General features: G+C 46.3%; 15 protein-coding genes. 13 read left to right on the top strand and 2 right to left on the bottom strand.

Annotation, left to right across the window (positions count from 1 at the left end; all coding sequences use genetic code 11):
• The first annotated feature begins 95 nt into the window (after positions 1-95).
• The 11 genes from QZ135_RS08405 to QZ135_RS08355 all read left to right on the top strand — a co-directional run bounded on the left by QZ135_RS08405 (position 96) and on the right by QZ135_RS08355 (position 14,519).
• Positions 96-761 carry an ABC transporter ATP-binding protein gene (locus tag QZ135_RS08405; RefSeq protein WP_009132126.1) on the top strand — a complete coding sequence of 222 codons (666 nt, stop codon included), beginning with the start codon at positions 96-98 and terminating at the stop codon, positions 759-761.
• A 51-nt stretch (positions 762-812) separates the two neighbouring features.
• Positions 813-2,087 (top strand): ABC transporter permease, encoded by a 1,275-nt coding sequence (locus QZ135_RS08400; RefSeq protein ID WP_294607916.1) that lies wholly within the window; start codon positions 813-815, stop codon positions 2,085-2,087.
• A 14-nt stretch (positions 2,088-2,101) separates the two neighbouring features.
• Positions 2,102-3,364, top strand: a complete 1,263-nt coding sequence (locus QZ135_RS08395) for an FtsX-like permease family protein (protein ID WP_294607815.1) — start codon at positions 2,102-2,104, stop codon at positions 3,362-3,364.
• A 26-nt stretch (positions 3,365-3,390) separates the two neighbouring features.
• Positions 3,391-4,023, top strand: coding sequence for a DUF2807 domain-containing protein (locus QZ135_RS08390; RefSeq protein ID WP_294607812.1), 633 nt, complete (start codon positions 3,391-3,393; stop codon positions 4,021-4,023).
• Positions 4,024-4,054: 31 nt separating this feature from the next.
• Positions 4,055-5,347: an ABC transporter permease gene (locus QZ135_RS08385; protein ID WP_294607810.1), complete on the top strand. Its 1,293-nt coding sequence runs from the start codon at positions 4,055-4,057 to the stop codon at positions 5,345-5,347.
• Between the two features lie 33 nt (positions 5,348-5,380).
• On the top strand, positions 5,381-6,619 hold the full coding sequence (locus QZ135_RS08380) for an FtsX-like permease family protein (protein WP_294607808.1): 1,239 nt from the start codon (positions 5,381-5,383) through the stop codon (positions 6,617-6,619).
• Between the two features lie 23 nt (positions 6,620-6,642).
• A complete protein-coding gene (locus QZ135_RS08375) occupies positions 6,643-7,923 on the top strand; it encodes an ABC transporter permease (RefSeq protein ID WP_294607806.1) in 1,281 nt (426 codons plus the stop codon).
• 2 nt (positions 7,924-7,925) lie between these two features.
• The gene (locus tag QZ135_RS08370; RefSeq protein ID WP_294607804.1) at positions 7,926-9,200 is read left to right on the top strand and encodes an ABC transporter permease; all 1,275 of its coding nucleotides are present in this window, start codon (positions 7,926-7,928) and stop codon (positions 9,198-9,200) included.
• A gap of 26 nt (positions 9,201-9,226) precedes the next feature.
• Positions 9,227-10,465, top strand: coding sequence for an ABC transporter permease (locus QZ135_RS08365; RefSeq protein WP_294607801.1), 1,239 nt, complete (start codon positions 9,227-9,229; stop codon positions 10,463-10,465).
• A gap of 33 nt (positions 10,466-10,498) precedes the next feature.
• Positions 10,499-11,812 carry an FtsX-like permease family protein gene (locus QZ135_RS08360; RefSeq protein WP_294607799.1) on the top strand — a complete coding sequence of 438 codons (1,314 nt, stop codon included), beginning with the start codon at positions 10,499-10,501 and terminating at the stop codon, positions 11,810-11,812.
• A 91-nt stretch (positions 11,813-11,903) separates the two neighbouring features.
• Positions 11,904-14,519: an ATP-binding protein gene (locus tag QZ135_RS08355; RefSeq protein WP_294607796.1), complete on the top strand. Its 2,616-nt coding sequence runs from the start codon at positions 11,904-11,906 to the stop codon at positions 14,517-14,519.
• Positions 14,520-14,524: 5 nt separating this feature from the next.
• Here QZ135_RS08355 and QZ135_RS08350 read toward each other — a convergent pair whose 3' ends face one another.
• Entirely contained in the window at positions 14,525-15,760 is a 1,236-nt protein-coding gene (locus QZ135_RS08350; protein WP_294607793.1) for a fucose isomerase, read from the bottom strand.
• 224 nt (positions 15,761-15,984) lie between these two features.
• Between QZ135_RS08350 and QZ135_RS08345 the strand changes: the two genes are divergently transcribed.
• A complete protein-coding gene (locus tag QZ135_RS08345; protein WP_294607791.1) occupies positions 15,985-17,184 on the top strand; it encodes a pyridoxal phosphate-dependent aminotransferase in 1,200 nt (399 codons plus the stop codon).
• A gap of 96 nt (positions 17,185-17,280) precedes the next feature.
• On the top strand, positions 17,281-18,525 hold the full coding sequence (locus QZ135_RS08340) for an ABC transporter permease (RefSeq protein ID WP_294607788.1): 1,245 nt from the start codon (positions 17,281-17,283) through the stop codon (positions 18,523-18,525).
• 131 nt (positions 18,526-18,656) lie between these two features.
• On the opposite strand, the gene QZ135_RS08335 is transcribed toward QZ135_RS08340, so the two are convergent.
• Positions 18,657-19,829, bottom strand: coding sequence for a glycosyltransferase (locus QZ135_RS08335; RefSeq protein ID WP_294607786.1), 1,173 nt, complete (start codon positions 19,827-19,829; stop codon positions 18,657-18,659).
• Positions 19,830-19,940 lie beyond the last annotated feature (111 nt).

Raw genomic sequence — 19,940 nt, 5'->3', positions numbered from 1 at the left:
TATATGTCTTTTTTGGCATATCATTTGACTAATATATGTGAAGAACAAATAAATAGCGAATTGAATCAATTAATAACAATTAAATACTTACCATTATGATTAAATTGACTGAGATAAACAAGATTTATCGTACGAATGAGATTGAAACCGTGGCATTGGAAAATGTGAACCTCGAAGTAGAGAAAGGCGAGTTCCTCAGTATTATGGGGCCTTCCGGTTGCGGAAAATCTACGTTGTTGAATATTGTAGGTCTTTTGGATGCCCCTACCAGTGGTATTATTGAGATTGACGGTACCCGTACAGATGGTATGAAGGATAAGGAACTGGCTGCTTTCCGTAACAAGAAGTTGGGTTTTGTATTCCAGTCTTTCCACTTGATTAACTCATTGAATGTACTCGATAATGTAGAACTTCCTTTATTATATAGAAAGGTATCCGCTAAAGAACGCCGCCGTTTGGCAGAAGAGGTGTTGGCAAAGGTGGGTTTGAGCCATCGTATGCGCCACATGCCGACACAGCTTTCCGGTGGTCAGTGCCAGCGTGTAGCTGTTGCCCGTGCCATTATTGGTAATCCTGAAATAATCCTCGCCGATGAGCCGACCGGTAACCTGGACTCTAAGATGGGTGCTGAGGTAATGGAACTACTGCATCAGTTGAATAAGGAGGACGGACGCACCATCGTGATGGTAACCCACAATGAAGAACAGGCCAAACAGACAAGTCGCACAGTACGCTTCTTCGACGGTCGTCAGGTGGAATGACGGAGCAAATGGAAGAATGAAAAATGAAAGAATGAAAGGAAGGATATAATGATGCAAACGATTCGTCAGGCCTTTACGATTCTGAAGCAGAATCCGTTATTGAGCACTATATCCATATTAGGTACGGCTTTCGCCATTACCATGATTATGGCTATCGTGATTACCTGGCAAACGAAATATGCCGATCTGGAACCGGAAGTGAACCGGAGCCGTTGTCTTTATTTCTCTGCTATGCATGTACAGGGAAAGGAGAATAAGGATTGGAACAACTTTGGCAAGCCTTCGGCTGCATTTATGAAGGAGTGTATACAGCCGCTTCCGGAAGTGGAAGCCTGTACGGCTTTCAGTACAGCAGATGTGGCACTGGTATCTCTGACTGATGGGAACAACCGTTTGAAAGTGGATGCCATGAGTACTGATCCCGATTTCTGGAAAATCTTCAAACTACAGTTTCTTGATGGAAGAAGTTTCACGGAGGCGGAACGGGGAGGAGAGATGATGTCTGTCGTTATTTCCGCTTCTGTTGCCCGTAAGCTATTTGGAACGACGGAGGCGGCGGGACGGCAGATGTTGTTGAACAGGGAGGTGGTACGCGTCATCGGGGTTGTGAAAGATATTTCGGTTACGGCTAAGGATGCTTATGCGCAGGTATGGAGCATGTACCATTCCAATGAACTGAACGTGACCGGTTGGTGGAGCTATAACGGAAACAGAACTATTGCTGTATTGGCGCGTACTCCTGATGATTTCCCAGCTATCAGACAAGGAGTCGAGAAACGGGTGAAAGACGTCAATGCCGGTTTGGAGCAGAGGCAGATAGACATTATGGAGCAACCCGATAATATTGTAGCGCACGTAAACCACGTATGGTCCAATATAGGACCTAACTTACCGATGCTTTATCTGCAATACGGAATCGCCCTGTTCATTATCCTGCTGGTGCCCTCGCTCAATCTGTGTGGGCTGAGTAATAGTCGCATGCAACAACGTGTCAGTGAGTTAGGTGTTCGCAAAGCTTTTGGAGCTACGGATGGTACACTTATCCGTCAGATATTGAATGAGAATCTGGTATTGACATTGATAGGAGGTGTGGTAGGTTTGATATTCAGCTACCTTGCTGTTTATGCCATGCGTACGTGGTTGTTTACCAACAGCGATAACATTGGTACGGCGGGCGATTTCAGCCTGAGCATGGACGCATTGTTCAGTCCGGCGGTGTTTGTCCTGGCATTTGCTTTCTGCCTGGTGATTAATCTGCTGAGTGCGGGCTTGCCTGCCTGGCTTGCTACCCGTCGCACGATTGTGGACGCATTGAACGATAAATAAGAAAAGGAGACCGTATGAAATTCATATTACATAATTTACGCATGATTTGGTCGCGCCTGCGCAGCAACGGCTGGGTGCTGGCTGAACTCTTTCTGGTGTTTGTCGTGATGTGGTTCCTTTGCGACTCGCTGGGTTGCCTCAAGTATACTTTCTACCGCCCTTTAGGCTACAATATAGACCACGTTTACCAGCTTACCACAATTATAGGAGGTGCCACCAGTGACACTACCCTGACGAATGCTGACAGATACCTGCGTGCATTGCAGAAATTAGAGCAGGAACCCAGCGTTGAGGCGGCCGCCTTGTGCTACTGGAGCCTGCCGATGAGCGGAAACAATAGCGACAACTCACTGGCCGCGCAGGACACCATCGGAGTGAATGCACGCATTATCCTGACTACCGGCGGATATATCGACGTCTTCCGCATGAGTGACGACCCGCAACGCCCCTTTGCCAAGACTCCTGCGGGGGAGAACAACGTGATGCTGAGCCAGGCAGCTGTGGACCGTTTCAAGAAGAGAATGCCGACCTTCTCACTGGATACACCGCTGAGTTACTATGGCGATACCACGTCAGTCGTCACGCAAGGTGGAAAGATAGAAGCCTTCCGCAGCTATCGTTACGGAAGCGATGCCTCGTGGTTTTTCTTTCGTCTGGACGAAAACCTGATTAAAACGCGGTTTGCCGACAATTGGGCGCAAATCGTTTTTCGTGTGAAAGCTGCTGCCGATGGCCCGGACTACCGTGCGAAGTTCGTCCGTGAGATTGCACCGCGACTGGACGTAGACGATTTGTTTGTGGCCGATGCCGTGCCTTATACTGAACAGCAGTTGCAGTTTGAAGTCATGTGCGGAGATACGGACAAGGTGAACAGCCAGGCAATTGTAGTGCTTTTCCTGTTGGTAAATGTATTCCTGGGATTGATTGGAACGTTCTGGTTCCGTACCCGTCGTCGCCGTGGTGAAATAGCTTTGCGCTTGGCTATGGGTAGCACAAAGAATCAGGTATTTCGCCTGCTGATGGGCGAGGGACTGTTGCTGCTTGCATTGGTAACGTTGCCCGCAATGATTATTTGCTATAATATAGGTATAGCGGAGTTTACCGTCGGACGGTCGGAACTGATTTCCACATGGCCTGTAGAGTGGAGTTTCCTGCGCTTTCTGCTCGGTTCTTTTGGAGCATGGCTGCTGGTAGCTTTGATGGTAACGATTGGTATTTGGTTTCCGGCACGGCAGGCGATGAAGATACAGCCGGCCGAAGCATTACATGAAGAATAAGAAATAAATTGGTATTAATCATTAATATGAGAAAGATTATGAAGGCTTTATTTATAACTCTGAGTTTATTATTTGCCGCAGTAGCCGGCACAGTTTATGCAGCTAACGAAAAGGACCCGCAGGTTAGCGAAATTCGTAAAGTGGAGGCTTTCTCTTCTGTTGAGGTGACGTCCGTAGCAACAGTGTACTTCACGCAGGGCAATAACTATTCTTTGAAAATAGAAGGAAGGGAAGAATATGTCATCACCACGACTACAGAAGTAAAGAATGACTGTCTCATTATCGGTTTCAAAAATAAAAAGGATGGTAACAACAATCGCAATAAAGGCGTGAATATCTACCTGACTGCTCCCGACCTGAAAAGTGTGAAATTCAGTGGTGTCGGTTCATTCAATTGCAATGAAGCTCTGAAACTGGATGATGTGAAGTTTGAGATAGAAGGCGTAGGCAAGGTAAATGTGGAAGATCTGACGTGCAATTCACTTGTAGTAAAGATGGAAGGCGTAGGCAAGGCTGATATTCATGTGAATTGTGACCGTTTGCGTGCCAGTATGGAAGGTGTAGGTAGTGTTACATTGAGCGGACGTGCCGGACAAGCCGATATTTCAAAAGGGGGTATCGGTGGTGTGAATACACGTAACCTGAAAGTAGGAGAGTGACAATGGTCATTGTAAACTGTAAGCAAATAATATGATTAAGCAATATTTTACGCAAGCATGGGCGCAGCTACGGCAACAGCCGATAATCAGTGCTGTCAGCATAGCTGGTACGGCACTTGCCATCTTCCTCATTATGTTGGTGGTGATGATGCAACAAGTGAAGGTAGCGCCTTTTGCTCCTGAAAATAACCGTGACCGCTTTCTGCATGTGCGTTATATGAGTATTACAAACCAAAATTGGGGGGGCGGAAGCAGTAACGGACCTATGAGTGCAAAGACTGCGCGCGAGTGTTTCCAGACTCTGAAGACACCTGAAGCGGTGACTATTTATACTTGTATGGTGATCTCCACTCCGGTCAACCTTCCGGGACAACCTTCCATAGGTATCGACCTGTTGCAGACGGATGATATTTTCTGGCGCGTGTTCGATTTTTCGTTTACCGGTGGGAAGCCTTATGATAAGGCAACGTTCGATGCCGGATTGCCGGTGGCGGTTATCACGGAAAGTGTGGCAAAGAAGCTGTTTCAAAGTACGGATGTTGAAGGACGTGAATTTCTGCTAAACCATGCACCCTATAAGGTAGTGGGAGTAGTGCAGGATGTTTCCACGTTGGCCACATCTGCATACGGACAGGTATGGGTGCCTTATACCTCAACAGAGATAACGAAAGATACATGGAGTGATGACCACATGGGCATGATGAGTTGTACTATCCTGGCACATGACCGCGATGACTTCGATGCGATCCGCGAGGAAGCCGAGCGGCGCAGGCAGGAATATAATGTATTGATTGGTGCCGATGGTTACGAGTTGATTTATCGTAACCGCCCCTACGACCAGGAGAAAAGTGCAATAGCCTTTGCTGCCAATCTGGAACCGGACGTGGACCAGGCACGCAGGCAAAGACTGATAATCTTTGTTATCCTGCTGATAGTGCCTGCCATCAATCTGAGTAGTATGACACAGAGCCGCCTCCGTCAGCGCGTGGCTGAAATAGGTGTGCGCCGTGCATTTGGCAGTACACGGCTGGAACTGATGGGACAAATCATTGCTGAGAATCTTGTAGTGACCCTGATGGCCGGTGTACTGGGACTATTGCTCAGTGTGGCATTTGCTTATTTGGGTAATACATTATTGTTTGCGCAGGAGTTCAGTCAGACACTCAGTCCTCCGGCAGTAGATACCAGCATATTGTTACATGCTTCCACTTTTGGCTGGGCATTGTTGTTCTGTTTTATACTGAACTTATTGAGTTCAGGTATTCCGGCATGGCGTGCATCGAGAGTAGGAATTGTAAATGCATTAGGCGGACGCCTGCATTAATCACTCATCACTAAACATTAATCACTGAAAGAAATGACTAAGAAACTTCTTACACAGATAAAGAATGAATGGCTCTCGAACCTATGGTTGGCGTTGGAGCTGCTGGTGGTGAGCGTAGTGATGTGGTATGTAGTGGACTACCTTTATACCCGCGCTGCCACTTACCTGGAACCGCGAGGCTTCAACATAGAGCATTGCTATCTCATTGAATTGGGTGAACTGACACCGAAGAGTCCCGATTATACGCCTGATAAGAGTAGGGATGACACACATGCGGATATTGCTGAATTGGTAGAGCGCTTACGCCGCCGTCCGGAGGTGGAAGCTGTCAGCCTTTCGCAAAACTCCTATCCTTATAATGGAAGCAATAGTAGTGGGGAGGTGCGTTATGATACGCTTCAGTCACCCGGATGGACTATCCGTAGAATGGTTACTCCGGACTTTGTGCGTGTTTTCCGTTATCAGGGTACACGTGGTGAAACACCCGAACAATTGGCGGAGATGTTGGAACGAGGTGAGTTTCTGGCTTCTGATAACCTTTATAGAAAGTACGACCGTAAGCTGACGGAGTTTGTAGGTAAGCGTTTTCAACTTTTCGGTGATACGACCAAAACGTATCAACTGGGAGCTGCCTTGCAGGATGTACGCTATCATGACTACGACCAAGCTCGTTATTCCTATTGCTTCCTGGCTAAGCAGTCCTTCTACTATGTAGGTCTGGAACTTTGTGTCCGTGTCCGCGAAGGGCAGGATGACGATTTTATTACGAAATTAAAGAAAGATAGCGAAAGCCAGTTCCGTGTAGGTAATCTCTTTATTTCGGAAATTCGTTCCTTCCACGATATACGCCGCAATTTCCAGCAGGCATGGACCAATAATATCCGCAACTATGTGATGGGTATGGGATTTCTGCTGCTGAATATCTTCCTCGGTTTGCTTGGAACATTCTGGTTCCGTACGCAGCAACGCCGTTCGGAGATTGCATTGCATAAAGCGCACGGGGCAACAGATCGTGCCATCTTCAGCCGACTACTTAGTGAAGGCTTGTTGCTGTTGGCGGTTGTTACGCCTATTGCTCTGGTTATTGATTGGAATCTGGCACACATGGAATTGAATTCGTGGCGTAACGGTACGACGCTGGAATGGGATCGGTTATTGCTCTGTGCGGGTATTAGTTTTGTATTGATGGCAGTGATGATTACCATCGGCATCGGTATTCCGGCACGCAAGGCAATGAAGGTACAGCCGGCTGAAGCCTTGCATGACGAATAAGTTTTAAGATAAAACGAAATATTATGATACGACTCTATTTTCTTCAGGCATTCTACCATTTGCGCGAGAACCCTATCATTACCTGGGTGTCTGTGTTAGGTACGGCAATGGCAATCTGCATGATTATGGTGCTTGTCATTACTTTCCAGGTGCGGCTCGTGGATTGTGAACCTGAAGTGAATCGCTCACGTACACTTTATGTTCCTTATATGTCTGTGAAACAAAAAGGCAAATCAGATAATGAGTCCGCTAATTCTTCCATGTCCGTGCGTACGGGTCGCGAATGTTTCCGTGCATTGACCACGCCCGAAGCTGTAACTTTGGCCAGTGGTGTTGATAAAGTTCGTGCTTCTGTCCCTTCTGGACCGAAGGCAACGGCAGATATGGTGCAAACCGATGAATCATTCTGGACGATTTTCAGTTTTCGTTTCCTGAGTGGCGCGCCGTTTACCAAGGCTGACTGTGATGCCGGATTACCGCGTGCTGTACTGGATGCCACCACTGCCCGCAGGCTGTTTGGTACTACCGATGCAGTGGGGCGTACTGTGCAATTGAATTATGTCGACTATACCGTTGCCGGAGTGGTTGCTGATGTCTCTATGCTTGCTACGGCTGCTTATGCACAGATATGGGTGCCTTATACTGCTGCGGGTGCGGAAGCTATGTCTTGGCAGAATGATACAATGGGACCCATGCATGCCATTATCCTTGCCCGTTCATCTGCGGACTTTGATGCGATTCGTGAAGAAACGGAGTTATTGCGTAAAAAGTATAATGACGGATTGCAAGATGTCGAAGTCTTTTATCGCGGACAGCCCGATACGCAACTGGCTTATCTTTATCGCCGTTGGTATGCAGAACCTGATGTTTCGGGAGTGATGCTGCGTTATGCTATTGTTGTTATCATTCTGCTTCTTGTTCCGGCGATTAACCTGTCCGGTATGACTCTTTCGCGCATGCGTCGCCGTATGGCTGAAATTGGAGTGCGTAAGGCTTTCGGCGCTACAGGCGGCGAATTGATGCGTCAGGTCTTTTTTGAGAATCTGGTGTTGACGTTGCTGGCAGGTATTGTTGGCTTGGCACTGAGTTACGTGGCTACTTTTGTGCTGAACGGTTTCCTTTTCAGTAATTCGATGAACGCCTCCCTGAGTGGCGAGACTGCACTGACACCGGGGATGTTGCTGTCACCGTGGGCTTTTATTGCAGCATTTGCATTCTGCCTTCTGATGAATATACTTTCCGCAGGTATTCCTGCATGGCGTGCTTCACGGATGAATATTACTGACGCTATTAATCAAAGATAGATATGAAGAACTTGCTGACACAAATAAAGAATGAATGGCGGAGCAATCTTTTCCTGCTCGTAGAGTTACTGTTGGTTTTTGCAGTGCTGTGGTATATTGTTGACTGGGTTACGGTCACTGCACGTGTCTATCACGCTCCGATGGGGTTCGATACGGAACATTGCTACAATCTGTCTTTCAATAGCCTGACTCCTAAATCTGCATTATACGATCCGGCTCTGACAGCCGAAGACGATGTAGATGCCCTGCTTGAGATTACTGAACGTTTACGTCACCGTCCCGGTGTGGAAGGTGTTACTGTCTCACAAAACTGCTTCCCATATAATGAAGGGAGTAGTGGAGCATATTTTTATCTACAGGATACTATATGTGTCACTGCCCACCAGGTTTGGTCTGACCCGGATTTCTATCGTGTTTTCCGTTATCACACTGTTGATGGTGGGGATGCGGATAAACTCGCTGCCGCTACTTCCGATCAGACTCTGGTTGTCACTTCCAATGTCACTGACAGATATTCTGAACTGAATATGTATGATGCCCGTTCCTTGCTCAACAAGGAAGTTTCTTTGACCTATCCCGACCGTGGTTATCATCGGCGCATTGCCGCCATTGCCGCTCCTGTACGTAGTTCCCACTTTGAAACGTCGAGTGAGTGGGGTGGGGCGTTTATCGGTCGTAGTCTGAATAGGGATGCTCTTGTTAATGATTTGGGCAATGTGCGTTACGTCCAGGTCAGCCTGCGCGTTTCACCCGATGCGGACCATGATTTCATTGATGCGCTGATGGAGGACGCCGACCGTCTCTACCGGATAGGCAATGTATACTTGCTCGATGCGCTTCCTTTCAGTGACATCCGTTATGTCCGGGAGCTTGAAGATGTGAACGAGGTGAAGACTCAACTTTGCATCCTCTTCTTCCTGATGCTGAATATATTTCTGGGTGTCATCGGTACTTTCTGGTTCCGTACACAACACCGGCGCCGTGAAGTGGCGTTGCGCATGGCGATGGGCTCCAGCCGCCGCGGTGTGTTCTTACGCCTGATGGGTGAGGGGCTGTTGCTATTATCGGTTGCTGCCATTCCTGCTCTGCTGATTGCTTTCAATGTGGGTATTGCCGAGTTGGTAGACATTAGCAAAATGCAGTTCACTGTCGACCGGTTCCTGATTGCAGCAGTACTTACCTGGCTACTAATGGCGCTGATGATTGTTGTCGGCATCTGGTATCCCGCCTATAAAGCCATGCAATTACAGCCTGCCGAGGCGTTGCACGACGAGTAGTATTATTTTCATAAAACGATATACTTATGATCTTCAGACAAATACTTGCACTTATACGGCAAAATCCCTTTTTCAGTGCTGTTTCCATCATCGGTACAACAGTTAGCATTGCTTTTGTCATGGTGGTTTACATGGTCTATGACATCCAGACAGCCAATATCCGTCCTGAGTCGCATCGCGACCGTATGGTCTATTCCTCCTATGGCTACAGCTTCCGCAAGGCCGATCATAGTAATTCAAACACAGGTATGTCCTATCAGGCTGCCAGTCGCGTTTTCGGCGATTTGCCCGGCGCGGAACTGGTCACCTATATGGGGAATTCTCCTATGGAATATTGCGGGGTTTCACCCGAGAAAGGTCGCCGTTGCCAAAGAAGACGTGTCGATCTGAATTTCTGGCGTCTGTATGATATTCGTTTTCTTGCAGGCCGTCCTTTCGACCAGCAGGAATTTGATGCTTGTGCCGATGTGGTTGTCATCGCTGAACGTCTGGCGCGTGAAGCCTTCGGTTCGGCGGAAGAAGCGTTGGGTAAGAACTACTTCGTGGGCTTCTACCCCAAACGTGTAGTGGGCGTCACCGAAGATGTCAGTTCGCTTTTCACCTTTGCCTATGGTGAAGTCTGGACACCCTACTATACTAAGGATCCGGACTGGGGAAGTGAAGGTTTGCGCGGTGGTTTTGAAGCGATGGTATTGTGTAAGCCCGATGTCAGCCCCGCAGAGATGAAGTTGCAGATAGAAAGCTCGCTCGACCGTTTGAATGCTTCGCTTACTGAATATGAATTAACGCTTCCTGACCTGAGCACTTATACGGAGCGTCAGTTCTTCCGTGATGATTTTCTGAGCCCTGTTGTAACGTGTATCATTCTGGGATTAATCCTGCTCATTGTGCCGGCTATCAACGTCAGCGGATTGATTTCTTCACAAATGTCCCGTCGCCTGTCCGAACTTGCAGTACGTAAAGCTTACGGTGCCAGCCGTTCTACTTTGATAGGACAATTGCTTCTTGAGAATATGTTGCTGGCGTTCATTGGTGCATTGCTGGGCTTCTTGTTGTCATGTCTGCTGTTGTGGCTGGGCAAAGACTGGATGTTGGCAGGTGGCTACACGGAAGGTAACTTTGAAGTCAGCATCTGGCTCTTCCTTCGTCCTACGGTGCTCCTGAGCGCAGTGGGTGTGTGCTTGCTTTTCAATTTGCTGTCCGTATTCATTCCGGCATGGAATGCTACTCGTCGACCGATAGCGGAAGTCATCAGCGGAGAATAATAATATGAAACCCTGAACTAAATAAAACTCTTTATGATAAAATCCATTCTGACGCAAATCTGGAACCAGCGTCGTGCAAACGGTTGGCTCTTTGCCGAACTCTTAATCGTGTTCGTGTTGCTGTGGTATTGCCTTGATATGCTCTACGGCTTTACTTACGCCGAAAAACAGTCCAAAGGTTATGATATGGAACATGTATACAAGCTCCATCTTTCCACCAACCCCAAGCAGCTTGTGCTCTGTTCGTCCGAAGACAGCTTGCAAGATTTCTGGTTTAAGCCAATGGAAGAACTTTTCCGCCGGATCAAACAATATCCGGGCATAGAAAGCGCCAGTATCTGGCTGGGTTCCGATGCTTATACCCGGAATACTGTATTCCAAGGATATACCGTGGATAGCGTTAGTGTGATGGAGGCCAATATTCGTTATGTGTCTCCTGAATATTTCAAAGTGATGCGTATTCCGATAGAAAAAGGCATCGGTAAGTTCGCCGGGAATATGGATGCCTTCGAGTACTCTTCCGGTTCATCACTGCCCTTTGCTTCGGACGAGTGGAATCCTGCTGACACTCCATTGCCTGCCGTCATCACACCGGACATGGCAGACAGTCTTTTCCATACCGACAAAGGAGTGCTGGGGCAGGAATTCTTTGATTATTATTCCGGCAGCAGTCTTCGCTACCGGGTGGTTGCCGTATGCAGCCATCAGAAAAGCGATGATTATGCCCGTTACGAACCTTTCATTCTAGCCCCTATGCCGGACTGGTTTTACCGGATGCAAGCTCTTCCCCTTCTTTCCATTCGCGTGCGTCCCGAAGCAGACACAGACGATTTTGCCACCCGTTTCTTTCGTGATATGACACCTCAGTTGCAGATTGCTCCGTTCTACCTGTTTGAAGTCCGCAGCTATGATGAGCAGAAAGCTGAGCGTGACGCTGCCGAAGGTATTACCCCATATATCCGTAGTGCACAGCTCATTGCTGTTTTCTTCAGTTTCAATGTTTTTGTAGGATTGATGGGAACTTTCTGGTTCCGTACGCGCCACCGCCGCAGCGAGATTGCTTTACGAATGGCGATGGGAAGCAGCCGTCTGAAGATATTTGGACAATTGTTGGGCGAAGGACTATTATTATTGGTTCTGGCTGCTATTCCGGCTCTGATTATCTGTGCTAACCTGGTGATGGCAGAAGCCACGATGACCGAACAGGCTGATGCTACGGGAGTTCGCTTTGCCATTGTTTCATTATCTACTTTTTTCCTCATGGGGTTGATGGTGATAGTTGGCGTTTGGTTCCCGGCTACACGGGCAATGCGGGTACATCCGGCCGAGGCTTTGCATGATGAGTAAAAAGAAAAGGCACATTCTGTTCTGTATTTCAATATAATGCGTATATTTGCGAGGAAAAAGCACATTTATTCAAACAGAAGAAAATTCAGATATGAAGAGACGCTTACTCCTCGTTATGTTAATCAGCCTGTTTCCCTGCATTGTGTTTGCCGGACACTTTTCAGCCGCAGAACGTACATATAACGTCCTTTTCATCCAATCATATAATCACCGTACGCCCTGGAACAATGATTTGACCGAAGGAGTGCGCGATGGACTGGCACGTGGAGGTGTGAAAGCGAAAGTCACTGCCGAGTATTTGGATGCGGACTACTGGACATTTGCTTCCGAGTGTGTCATTATGCGACGTATTTGTGAACGGGCACGTCAGCGAAACACTGACCTTATTATTACAGCAAGTGATGAAGCCTTCTATACCTTGATGCATTGTGGCGACTCTTTGCCTTATAAGTTGCCGGTGGTCATATCGGGTATAAAGTATCCTAACGATAAACTGATATCGAGTTTGCCTAATGTGTGTGGATATACCTCTAAAATTGATTTCGAATATTTGCTTGAAAACGCCCGTCGTATATTCCCACACCGCACAGAGGTTGTTTGCGTTTCAGACAGCAGTCTTTTGAGCCTCAAGGGAGTTGCTGAATTTGAGCGTGTCTGGGCCGGTTATCAGCAAAAACATCCTGAGTACACATTAAAAACTATGAATGTGCAAGCACAAGCTCCTAATCCTGTCATTTCCTCCATTTGCTATGAATATAATGCCTATAACCGTATTGTCGTTGCTCCCAAATGGACTCCTTTTCTCTCTTTTATAGGAAAGAACTCTAAAGCTCCGGTTTTTGCGGGACAAAGCCTTGCCTTGACAAACGGAGTGTTCGGTGTTCATGATATGGCGCCTTATGAAAGTACATATGCCGCCGGACGATGTGCTGCACAAGTGTTGCAGGGAGCCATGCCTTCCGTAGTGGGAATTTCAGATTTATCAGGTAAGATACTTTATGACTATAAACAATTAGAGTTTTTCAGGGTAAACGCTGATAAAGTGGGTGATAATGGTATTATCTTGAATGCCCCTTTGATGGAACGCTACCGTGGGTGGTTCATCCTTTTTTATTCTGTCATCGTGGGAGCATTGATCTTTTTGGTCATCTGGCTTTACCGTCTTAACCGCCATGAGTCTCGACGTCGTATGCATGCGCAAACACGTTTGCTTATTCAGAACCGTTTGGTGGAACAACGTGATGAGTTCGATAATATCTTCTGCTCCATCCGTGACGGATTGATAACTTATGATACTGATTTTCGCATACACTTCGTTAACCGTGCTTTGATGCTTATGCTGGAGCTTGATCCGGAGGTTCATACGGCTCGGTATTATGAAGGCCAGATGGCAGGTTCTATTTTTCATATCTTTTGTAATGGAGAAAACATTCTATCCTCTTTGTTGAAACAGGTGAGGACTGAGCGTCGTGTAATCCCTATTCCGGCGAAAGCTTTCATGCAGGAGATTCACAAAGGAACCTATTTTCCTGTTTCCGGTGAAGTGGTACCTGTCTATTCGAAGAATAAAATGACAGGTATGGCCATTTGCTGCCGTAATATATCCGAGGAAGAAATGCATAAGCGCTTCTTTGATCTGGCAATCGATGCAAGTTCCGTATACCCTTGGCAGTATGACATACGTACAGCCAGCTTCCATTTTGCCGGTGCGTTGCTCGACCATTTCGGACTTCCGGGCAAGCTCACTATTCTCCGGAAGGAACTGGAGCTTCTCATCTATCCGGAGGATTTGGAACAGACACAGGAACATTTCAATGTTATTCTTAAAGGAGATGAGTTGGATACCCGTATGAATTTCCGTATGCGTAATGCGGAAGGAAAATATGAATGGTGGGAATTCCGCAGTACTTCCTATAATGGTTTGAGTCCGGAAGCACCTTATATGGTATTGGGTGTTTGCCAGAGCATCCAACGTTATAAGAATACGGAAGAAGAACTGATAGCTGCCCGTGACCGTGCTTTGCAGGCCGATACATTAAAGTCAGCTTTCCTGGCTAACATGAGCCACGAGATACGCACTCCTTTAAATGCCATCGTCGGCTTTTCCGATTTGCTAAAGGATATAGATGCATTCACTCCTGAAGAAGTAAAACAGTTTGTAGATACTATCAATATCAATTGCACCCTTTTACTTGCGCTGATTAATGATATACTCGACCTGTCGCGCATTGAGTCCGGTTCAATGGATTTTCGCTTTGCAGGATATAATCTGAACTTTATTATGCAGCAAATATACGATTCTCAACGGTTGAGTATGCCCGAAGGAGTGGAGTTGGTTATGAAAGTTCCTGAAAACGAAAGTAAATCAATAATCACAGACTCTGTCCGCCTGAAGCAGGTGATTAATAACTTCATCAACAATGCCAAGAAGTTTACTACCCATGGTTCTATTACTTTTGGCTATCTGACGGATGAACCAGGTTATACTGTTTTCTTTGTGGAAGACACCGGAAGCGGTATCTCAGAAGAAAACCAGCAACGTATATTCGAACGTTTCTATAAGGTAGACAGCTTTACTCAAGGTGCCGGTTTGGGACTGAGTATCTGCCAGACCATCGTAGAACGTTTCTGTGGTAAGATAGCAGTAACTTCTGAATTGGGGAAAGGCACCCGCTTTACAGTGCGCGTGCCGGATAGTAATGAGTAAGCTCCTTATTCTATTCGTTTACATCCATTTGCCTGCAAGAATTCATCCAGCAATACCTTGTAATTTCCATGTACCAACACGTGGTGGTTTCCTAATGGATTCTTGAGGAAATACTCTGCCGGTGTATCCATCTTGATGCGTACCTGCGTGCGGCACATATTGATGTAATTGGTATTTTCCGTCAATGTGCCTGTACTTAGATAATACTCGTCCAGACATTCACCGCCACATTTTACAACCGTGACGTGCCCTGTAGGTAAAATGCCCTGGATACCGATACCCATTTCTGTTTCAAAGTGACTACGGATGATATATTGCTCGGTCTGTGCGATGCCGATGGTGCAATGAGCCAGTATTATTTCATTGGTACGGGCATTTATCATGGATGGGTTCGCCATGAAAGACGGTTGTCGAGTCAGTACTTTTATGGCAAGTTGGGTGAATACCGATTGCAGGTCACCTTCACACCCTGCTATGATGCCTTCATCATTCAATAAAGCTAGGGCAAGGCAGCCGGTGGTTCCGGTTTGCTCTATCATCTTGAAGCAACTCAGGGTGACGGCACTTAGCTTCTCTTCGTCTACAATTTTTTTTATGGCGCGATACAACCGCATAGCCTTTATCAGATCTTCCGGTGTCGCTTCACGGCAAGCCAGTGCTTTGCCTGCAAAAGTGGCGCAAGCTTCGCCCACTTCATCGTCTGTTATTTGATTATAATGCTCATAAACACGTTCCAGAGGAATATCCGTGTATTCAATTCCCCAACGGCGTTTAGACAGGAGATAATCCACATTACTGGCAACCAACCATGAAGAAGGAGCACCTATCACGCCGATGCGTAATCCTGATAGTGTCCGTTGGGCTTTAAAATTGCTGTACAAAACAAAGATACGTTTGATAATTTCGGGTAGTTCTCCATGCAGAATCTCGCTTTTCATGCCCCGGCCGCGTAGCCAGGATGAGATTTCGAGAGCAGAAGCAAGTGAATTTTGCATGCCGTCCGCCAGCAGTATGGCAGGGCGGGGGAGAGATTCAAAACGCTGGATAACCAATCGCTCCACACCACCTGTGGCAATAAAGAGCAGACAGAAATCATCTTTGGTGAGTTTGTCTATGTCTTGATAATACACAAGGTTTACAGTAAAATATTTCTCCAGTTCGTTTAGGATTAGTTCATGGGAACCAAGAACGGATGCTTGCTTGTGAAGCAACGATGCGAAGGTTATCAGGTTTAGTACCATGCTAGTATATACGGTTTACGATTTAACGATTTACGATATTCAAAGGTACAATTTCTTTTGAAACCACCACTATCTTTTAAGTCATAGATAGTGTTTTTAAACTTTTTTGCCAATGCTTTCCCTTTGTATCAATAAAAGTGTTACTTTTGCACCTCTGATTGCATAGATATGAAAGTATATCATCAATCGTTAACTGTAATTTGTCAAATTGTAATTTCTTAGACATGCCAACAATATCTATCCGTGGGATGGAGATGCCCGCATCTCCTATCAGAAAGCTGGCTCCTCTGGCTGATGCAGCAAAACAACGGGGAGTACATGTATTTCACCTGAATATCGGACAGCCCGACCTGCCCACGCCGCAAGTCGCGATTGACGCAATACGCAACATCGACCGTAAAGTACTGGAGTATAGTCCCAGTGCAGGATACCGCAGTTACCGCGAAAAATTGGTAGGCTATTATGATAAGTTCAATATCAAACTGACGGCGGACGATATTATCATTACGTCCGGCGGCTCGGAGGCTGTGTTGTTCTCTTTTCTGGCTTGCCTGAACCCGGGTGATGAAATTATCGTGCCCGAACCGGCTTATGCTAACTATATGGCATTCGCCATTTCTGCCGGTGCTAAAATCCGTACTATCGCTACTACAATAGAAGAAGGCTTTTCGCTTCCTAAAGTAGAGAAGTTTGAAGAACTGATTAATGAGCGCACCAGGGCTATTCTTATCTGTAATCCCAATAACCCTACGGGCTATCTCTATACTCGTCGTGAGATGAACCAGATACGTGATTTGGTTAAGAAGTATGACCTGTTCCTTTTCTCCGATGAGGTTTATCGTGAGTTCATCTATACGGGTTCCCCCTATATCTCTGCCTGTCATCTGGAAGGCATAGAAGATAATGTGGTGCTGATTGATTCCGTATCCAAGCGTTACTCTGAGTGCGGTATCCGCATCGGTGCTTTGATAACGAAGAATGCGGAAATCCGTAGTGCTGTGATGAAATTCTGCCAGGCACGTCTCAGCCCTCCTTTGATTGGGCAGATTGCTGCCGAAGCTTCTCTGGATGCTGATGAAGATTACTTACGCGATACCTATGACGAATATGTAGAGCGCCGTAAATGCCTGATAGACGGGCTGAATCGCATTCCCGGTGTATATTCACCTATTCCTATGGGAGCTTTCTACACAGTTGCAAAACTTCCTGTGGATGATTCCGATAAGTTCTGTGCCTGGTGTCTTTCCGACTTTGAGTACGAAGGACAAACCGTATTCATGGCACCTGCTTCCGGTTTCTATACTACCCCCGGTTCCGGCTGCAACGAAGTTCGCATAGCGTATGTGCTGAAGAAGGAGGATTTAACCCGTGCTCTCTTTGTCCTGTCAAAGGCTTTGGAAGCGTATCCCGGACGTACTGAGTAATATTGAATTAGAGACGGATTTCACGGATTACACGGATTACACAGTATTTATCAGCGTATAACCACCACGTAATCCGTCTCTAAAAAAATAATAAGCATGAATCTATCCCGCTTTATCGCCCTTCGTATCTATCGCAATTCGGAGCCCGGAAAGCAAGTTTCCCGTCCTGCCGTACTCATTGCCCTGATAGGTGTTGCTATCGGTTTGGCAGTGATGATTATCACGGTGTCGGTGATAGTCGGGTTTAAGAGTGAAGTGCGTGGTAAAGTCGTAGGTTTCGGTTCGGATATTCAGATTACCAATTCGGATGCGGCCCGTTCTTATGAGACGCGTCCTGTGGTAGTGAATGACAGTATTGTTTCCGTTCTTTCCAGCTATCCTGAAGTGAAGCATGTACAGCGCTATTCTACCAAACCGGGAATGATAAAGACTGCAGAGGACTTTCAAGGTATGGTGCTGAAAGGTGTGGGGCCTGAGTTTGACCCTACTTTCTTCCGTGAACATCTGATAGAAGGTGAATTGCCTCAGTTCAGTGATACGGCCTCTTCCAATCGCGTGATAATCTCCAAAGCGCTTGCTACGAAGCTGAGACTGAAATTAGGGGATAAAATAGATACCTATTATATACAGGATGATATCCGTGCACGCCGTTTGCAAATTGTAGGCATCTATCAGACTAACTTCTCTGAATACGATAATCTTTTCCTTCTGACTGACTTATACCTCGTGAACCGTCTTAATAATTGGGAGCCGGAACAGGTAAGCGGCGCAGAACTACAGATATATGATTATGACGCTTTGGAAGCAACAACCTATCAGATTGCGGTCGATATGAACGAAATAACCGATAAATACGGAGAAGACTACTGTGTGCGTAATATCGAAGATCTTAATCCGCAGATATTTGCTTGGCTTAGCATTCTGGATGTGAATATCTGGGTCATATTGATTTTGATGGTCGGTGTGGCAGGTTTCACTATGGTATCCGGTTTGTTGATAATCATCATTGAGCGTACCTCTATGATTGGCGTATTGAAATCTCTTGGTGCAAACAATACTACCATTCGCAAAGTATTTCTTTGGTTCTCTGTTTTCCTTATCGGCAAAGGAATGTTGTGGGGCAATGCCATCGGACTGGCTTTCTATTTCTTGCAGAAGTGGTTTGGTATCTTCAAACTCAACCCTGAGACGTATTATATGGATACCGTTCCGGTGTCTTTCAATATCTTGCTTTTCCTCTTATTGAATATCGGCACTTTGCTGGCGTCGGTTCTGATGCTTTTAGGACCTTCTTATCTCATTACACGCATTCATCCGGCCAATTCAATGAGATACGAATAATGCCTCACTTCGTTGTTCCCAATGCCACACTTCAACAACTGAAATGCCACACTTGAATAAAACAAATGCCACACTTTATCTTCCGTGAAGTGTGGCATTTGTTTTATTCAAGTGTGGCATTGGGAAAGCTGTTATTTCCTTAGAAAGTTGTTTCTCTTTCTAAACAAGCAATGGGACTTCCAGCGGAGAGATTGCATTGGTTGCAATATATCGAATACCGGAAGCGTGAAGTAGTAGCGGCGCTTTTCTCCCAAATCTTTTGCCGTTTTATTAATGATGAGGGCTTGCATTGTATATCGCAGGGCGAATATCAGGAATGCAATGCCTGCCACCAGCCAGTGGAAATTCAATATTCCTATTACCAGCGTAGCTATCCATGCAGCATGAAATAATAAGCGGGAAGTAGTTTCAAATCCCGATAGATAACGTTGTATCCCCTTGTAGAAATGTGCTGTTACTGTATAATTGATTTTTTCTTCGCGCCAGTCTTTGGCGCGATTAACAGGTTGCACCCGTACAACTGCATTTGCATCCGTTTCTACACGGGTATTCTCCGCCGTGGCGGTCTTATTGATAAACAGGTCATCATCTCCACGCTGTAGGTTGAGATGCGCTGAGAACCCTTTCTGAGCATAGAACAGTTCTTTGCGGTATGCCATATTACGTCCGATGCCTATGTAAGGCTTTCCGGCGAGTGCGTAGCCCAGATAGCGCATGGAATTAAATAGATTATCGAAAGATACCCGTTTATGCAGCCAACCCTTGCCACGTTCATATCCGCTGTAGCCCAATACAATTTGTGCACGTGAAGTGAAGTTACGCGCCATTGTGCGCAGCCATTGATTGCTTTCGGGCAGGCAGTTTGCTTCGGTAAACACAAGCCAGTCATATTTGCTTGCCTTTACGCCAAGGGTTACAGCCAGCTTTTTACGGCTGATGTAGCGGGAAGAGTTTGGAACGAAACTGTGATAGAGGTTCGGATATTTTTCTCCCTGTAAGGTCAGATAATCCTCGCTTTCATCGATATTGCCGTCGTTGATGACAATGACTTCAAATTGCGGATAATCCTGTTCCAGCACTGCGGTCAGGTTACGACGCAGATTTTCTACTTCTTCGCGGGCATAAATAATGACCGATAAAGGTAACAGCTCCTGTGAAAAATGTATATCACTTCGCTTTACGGCACGGCTACGGGTATGTATACGGTTGTAAAGACAAAAGTAATAGAGGAGTTGGATGATGAAAAGAATACCGACAGCAGCAAGTAGCGCCTGTTCTGTAGTATTGAATGTTAATGCTTCCATGTGGTCGTATGACGTTTTTGTGTTGCAAATGTACGCAAAAAATATGATTATCAAGAATAAGTTTGATAAATGATAATTTATCGCGCGAAGCGCGATAAGTGACGAGCTACA

Origin of the sequence: uncultured Bacteroides sp., from assembly GCF_905207245.1 — a bacterium.
Lineage (GTDB): Bacteria > Bacteroidota > Bacteroidia > Bacteroidales > Bacteroidaceae > Bacteroides.
Note: the sequence above shows the minus strand (reverse complement) of the source record. Positions and strands in the feature narration are given on the sequence as shown.

Excerpts from the sequence above, each read along its gene's own strand:
- QZ135_RS08395 (WP_294607815.1), top strand. The coding sequence starts at position 2,102 with ATGAAATTCATATTACATAATTTACGCATGATTTGGTCGCGCCTGCGC.
- QZ135_RS08360 (WP_294607799.1), top strand. The coding sequence starts at position 10,499 with ATGATAAAATCCATTCTGACGCAAATCTGGAACCAGCGTCGTGCAAAC.
- QZ135_RS08365 (WP_294607801.1), top strand. The coding sequence starts at position 9,227 with ATGATCTTCAGACAAATACTTGCACTTATACGGCAAAATCCCTTTTTC.
- QZ135_RS08380 (WP_294607808.1), top strand. The coding sequence starts at position 5,381 with ATGACTAAGAAACTTCTTACACAGATAAAGAATGAATGGCTCTCGAAC.
- QZ135_RS08340 (WP_294607788.1), top strand. The coding sequence starts at position 17,281 with ATGAATCTATCCCGCTTTATCGCCCTTCGTATCTATCGCAATTCGGAG.
- QZ135_RS08355 (WP_294607796.1), top strand. The coding sequence starts at position 11,904 with ATGAAGAGACGCTTACTCCTCGTTATGTTAATCAGCCTGTTTCCCTGC.
- QZ135_RS08385 (WP_294607810.1), top strand. The coding sequence starts at position 4,055 with ATGATTAAGCAATATTTTACGCAAGCATGGGCGCAGCTACGGCAACAG.
- QZ135_RS08350 (WP_294607793.1), bottom strand. The coding sequence starts at position 15,760 with ATGGTACTAAACCTGATAACCTTCGCATCGTTGCTTCACAAGCAAGCA.
- QZ135_RS08375 (WP_294607806.1), top strand. The coding sequence starts at position 6,643 with ATGATACGACTCTATTTTCTTCAGGCATTCTACCATTTGCGCGAGAAC.
- QZ135_RS08370 (WP_294607804.1), top strand. The coding sequence starts at position 7,926 with ATGAAGAACTTGCTGACACAAATAAAGAATGAATGGCGGAGCAATCTT.
- QZ135_RS08405 (WP_009132126.1), top strand. The coding sequence starts at position 96 with ATGATTAAATTGACTGAGATAAACAAGATTTATCGTACGAATGAGATT.
- QZ135_RS08400 (WP_294607916.1), top strand. The coding sequence starts at position 813 with ATGCAAACGATTCGTCAGGCCTTTACGATTCTGAAGCAGAATCCGTTA.
- QZ135_RS08335 (WP_294607786.1), bottom strand. The coding sequence starts at position 19,829 with ATGGAAGCATTAACATTCAATACTACAGAACAGGCGCTACTTGCTGCT.
- QZ135_RS08390 (WP_294607812.1), top strand. The coding sequence starts at position 3,391 with ATGAGAAAGATTATGAAGGCTTTATTTATAACTCTGAGTTTATTATTT.
- QZ135_RS08345 (WP_294607791.1), top strand. The coding sequence starts at position 15,985 with ATGCCAACAATATCTATCCGTGGGATGGAGATGCCCGCATCTCCTATC.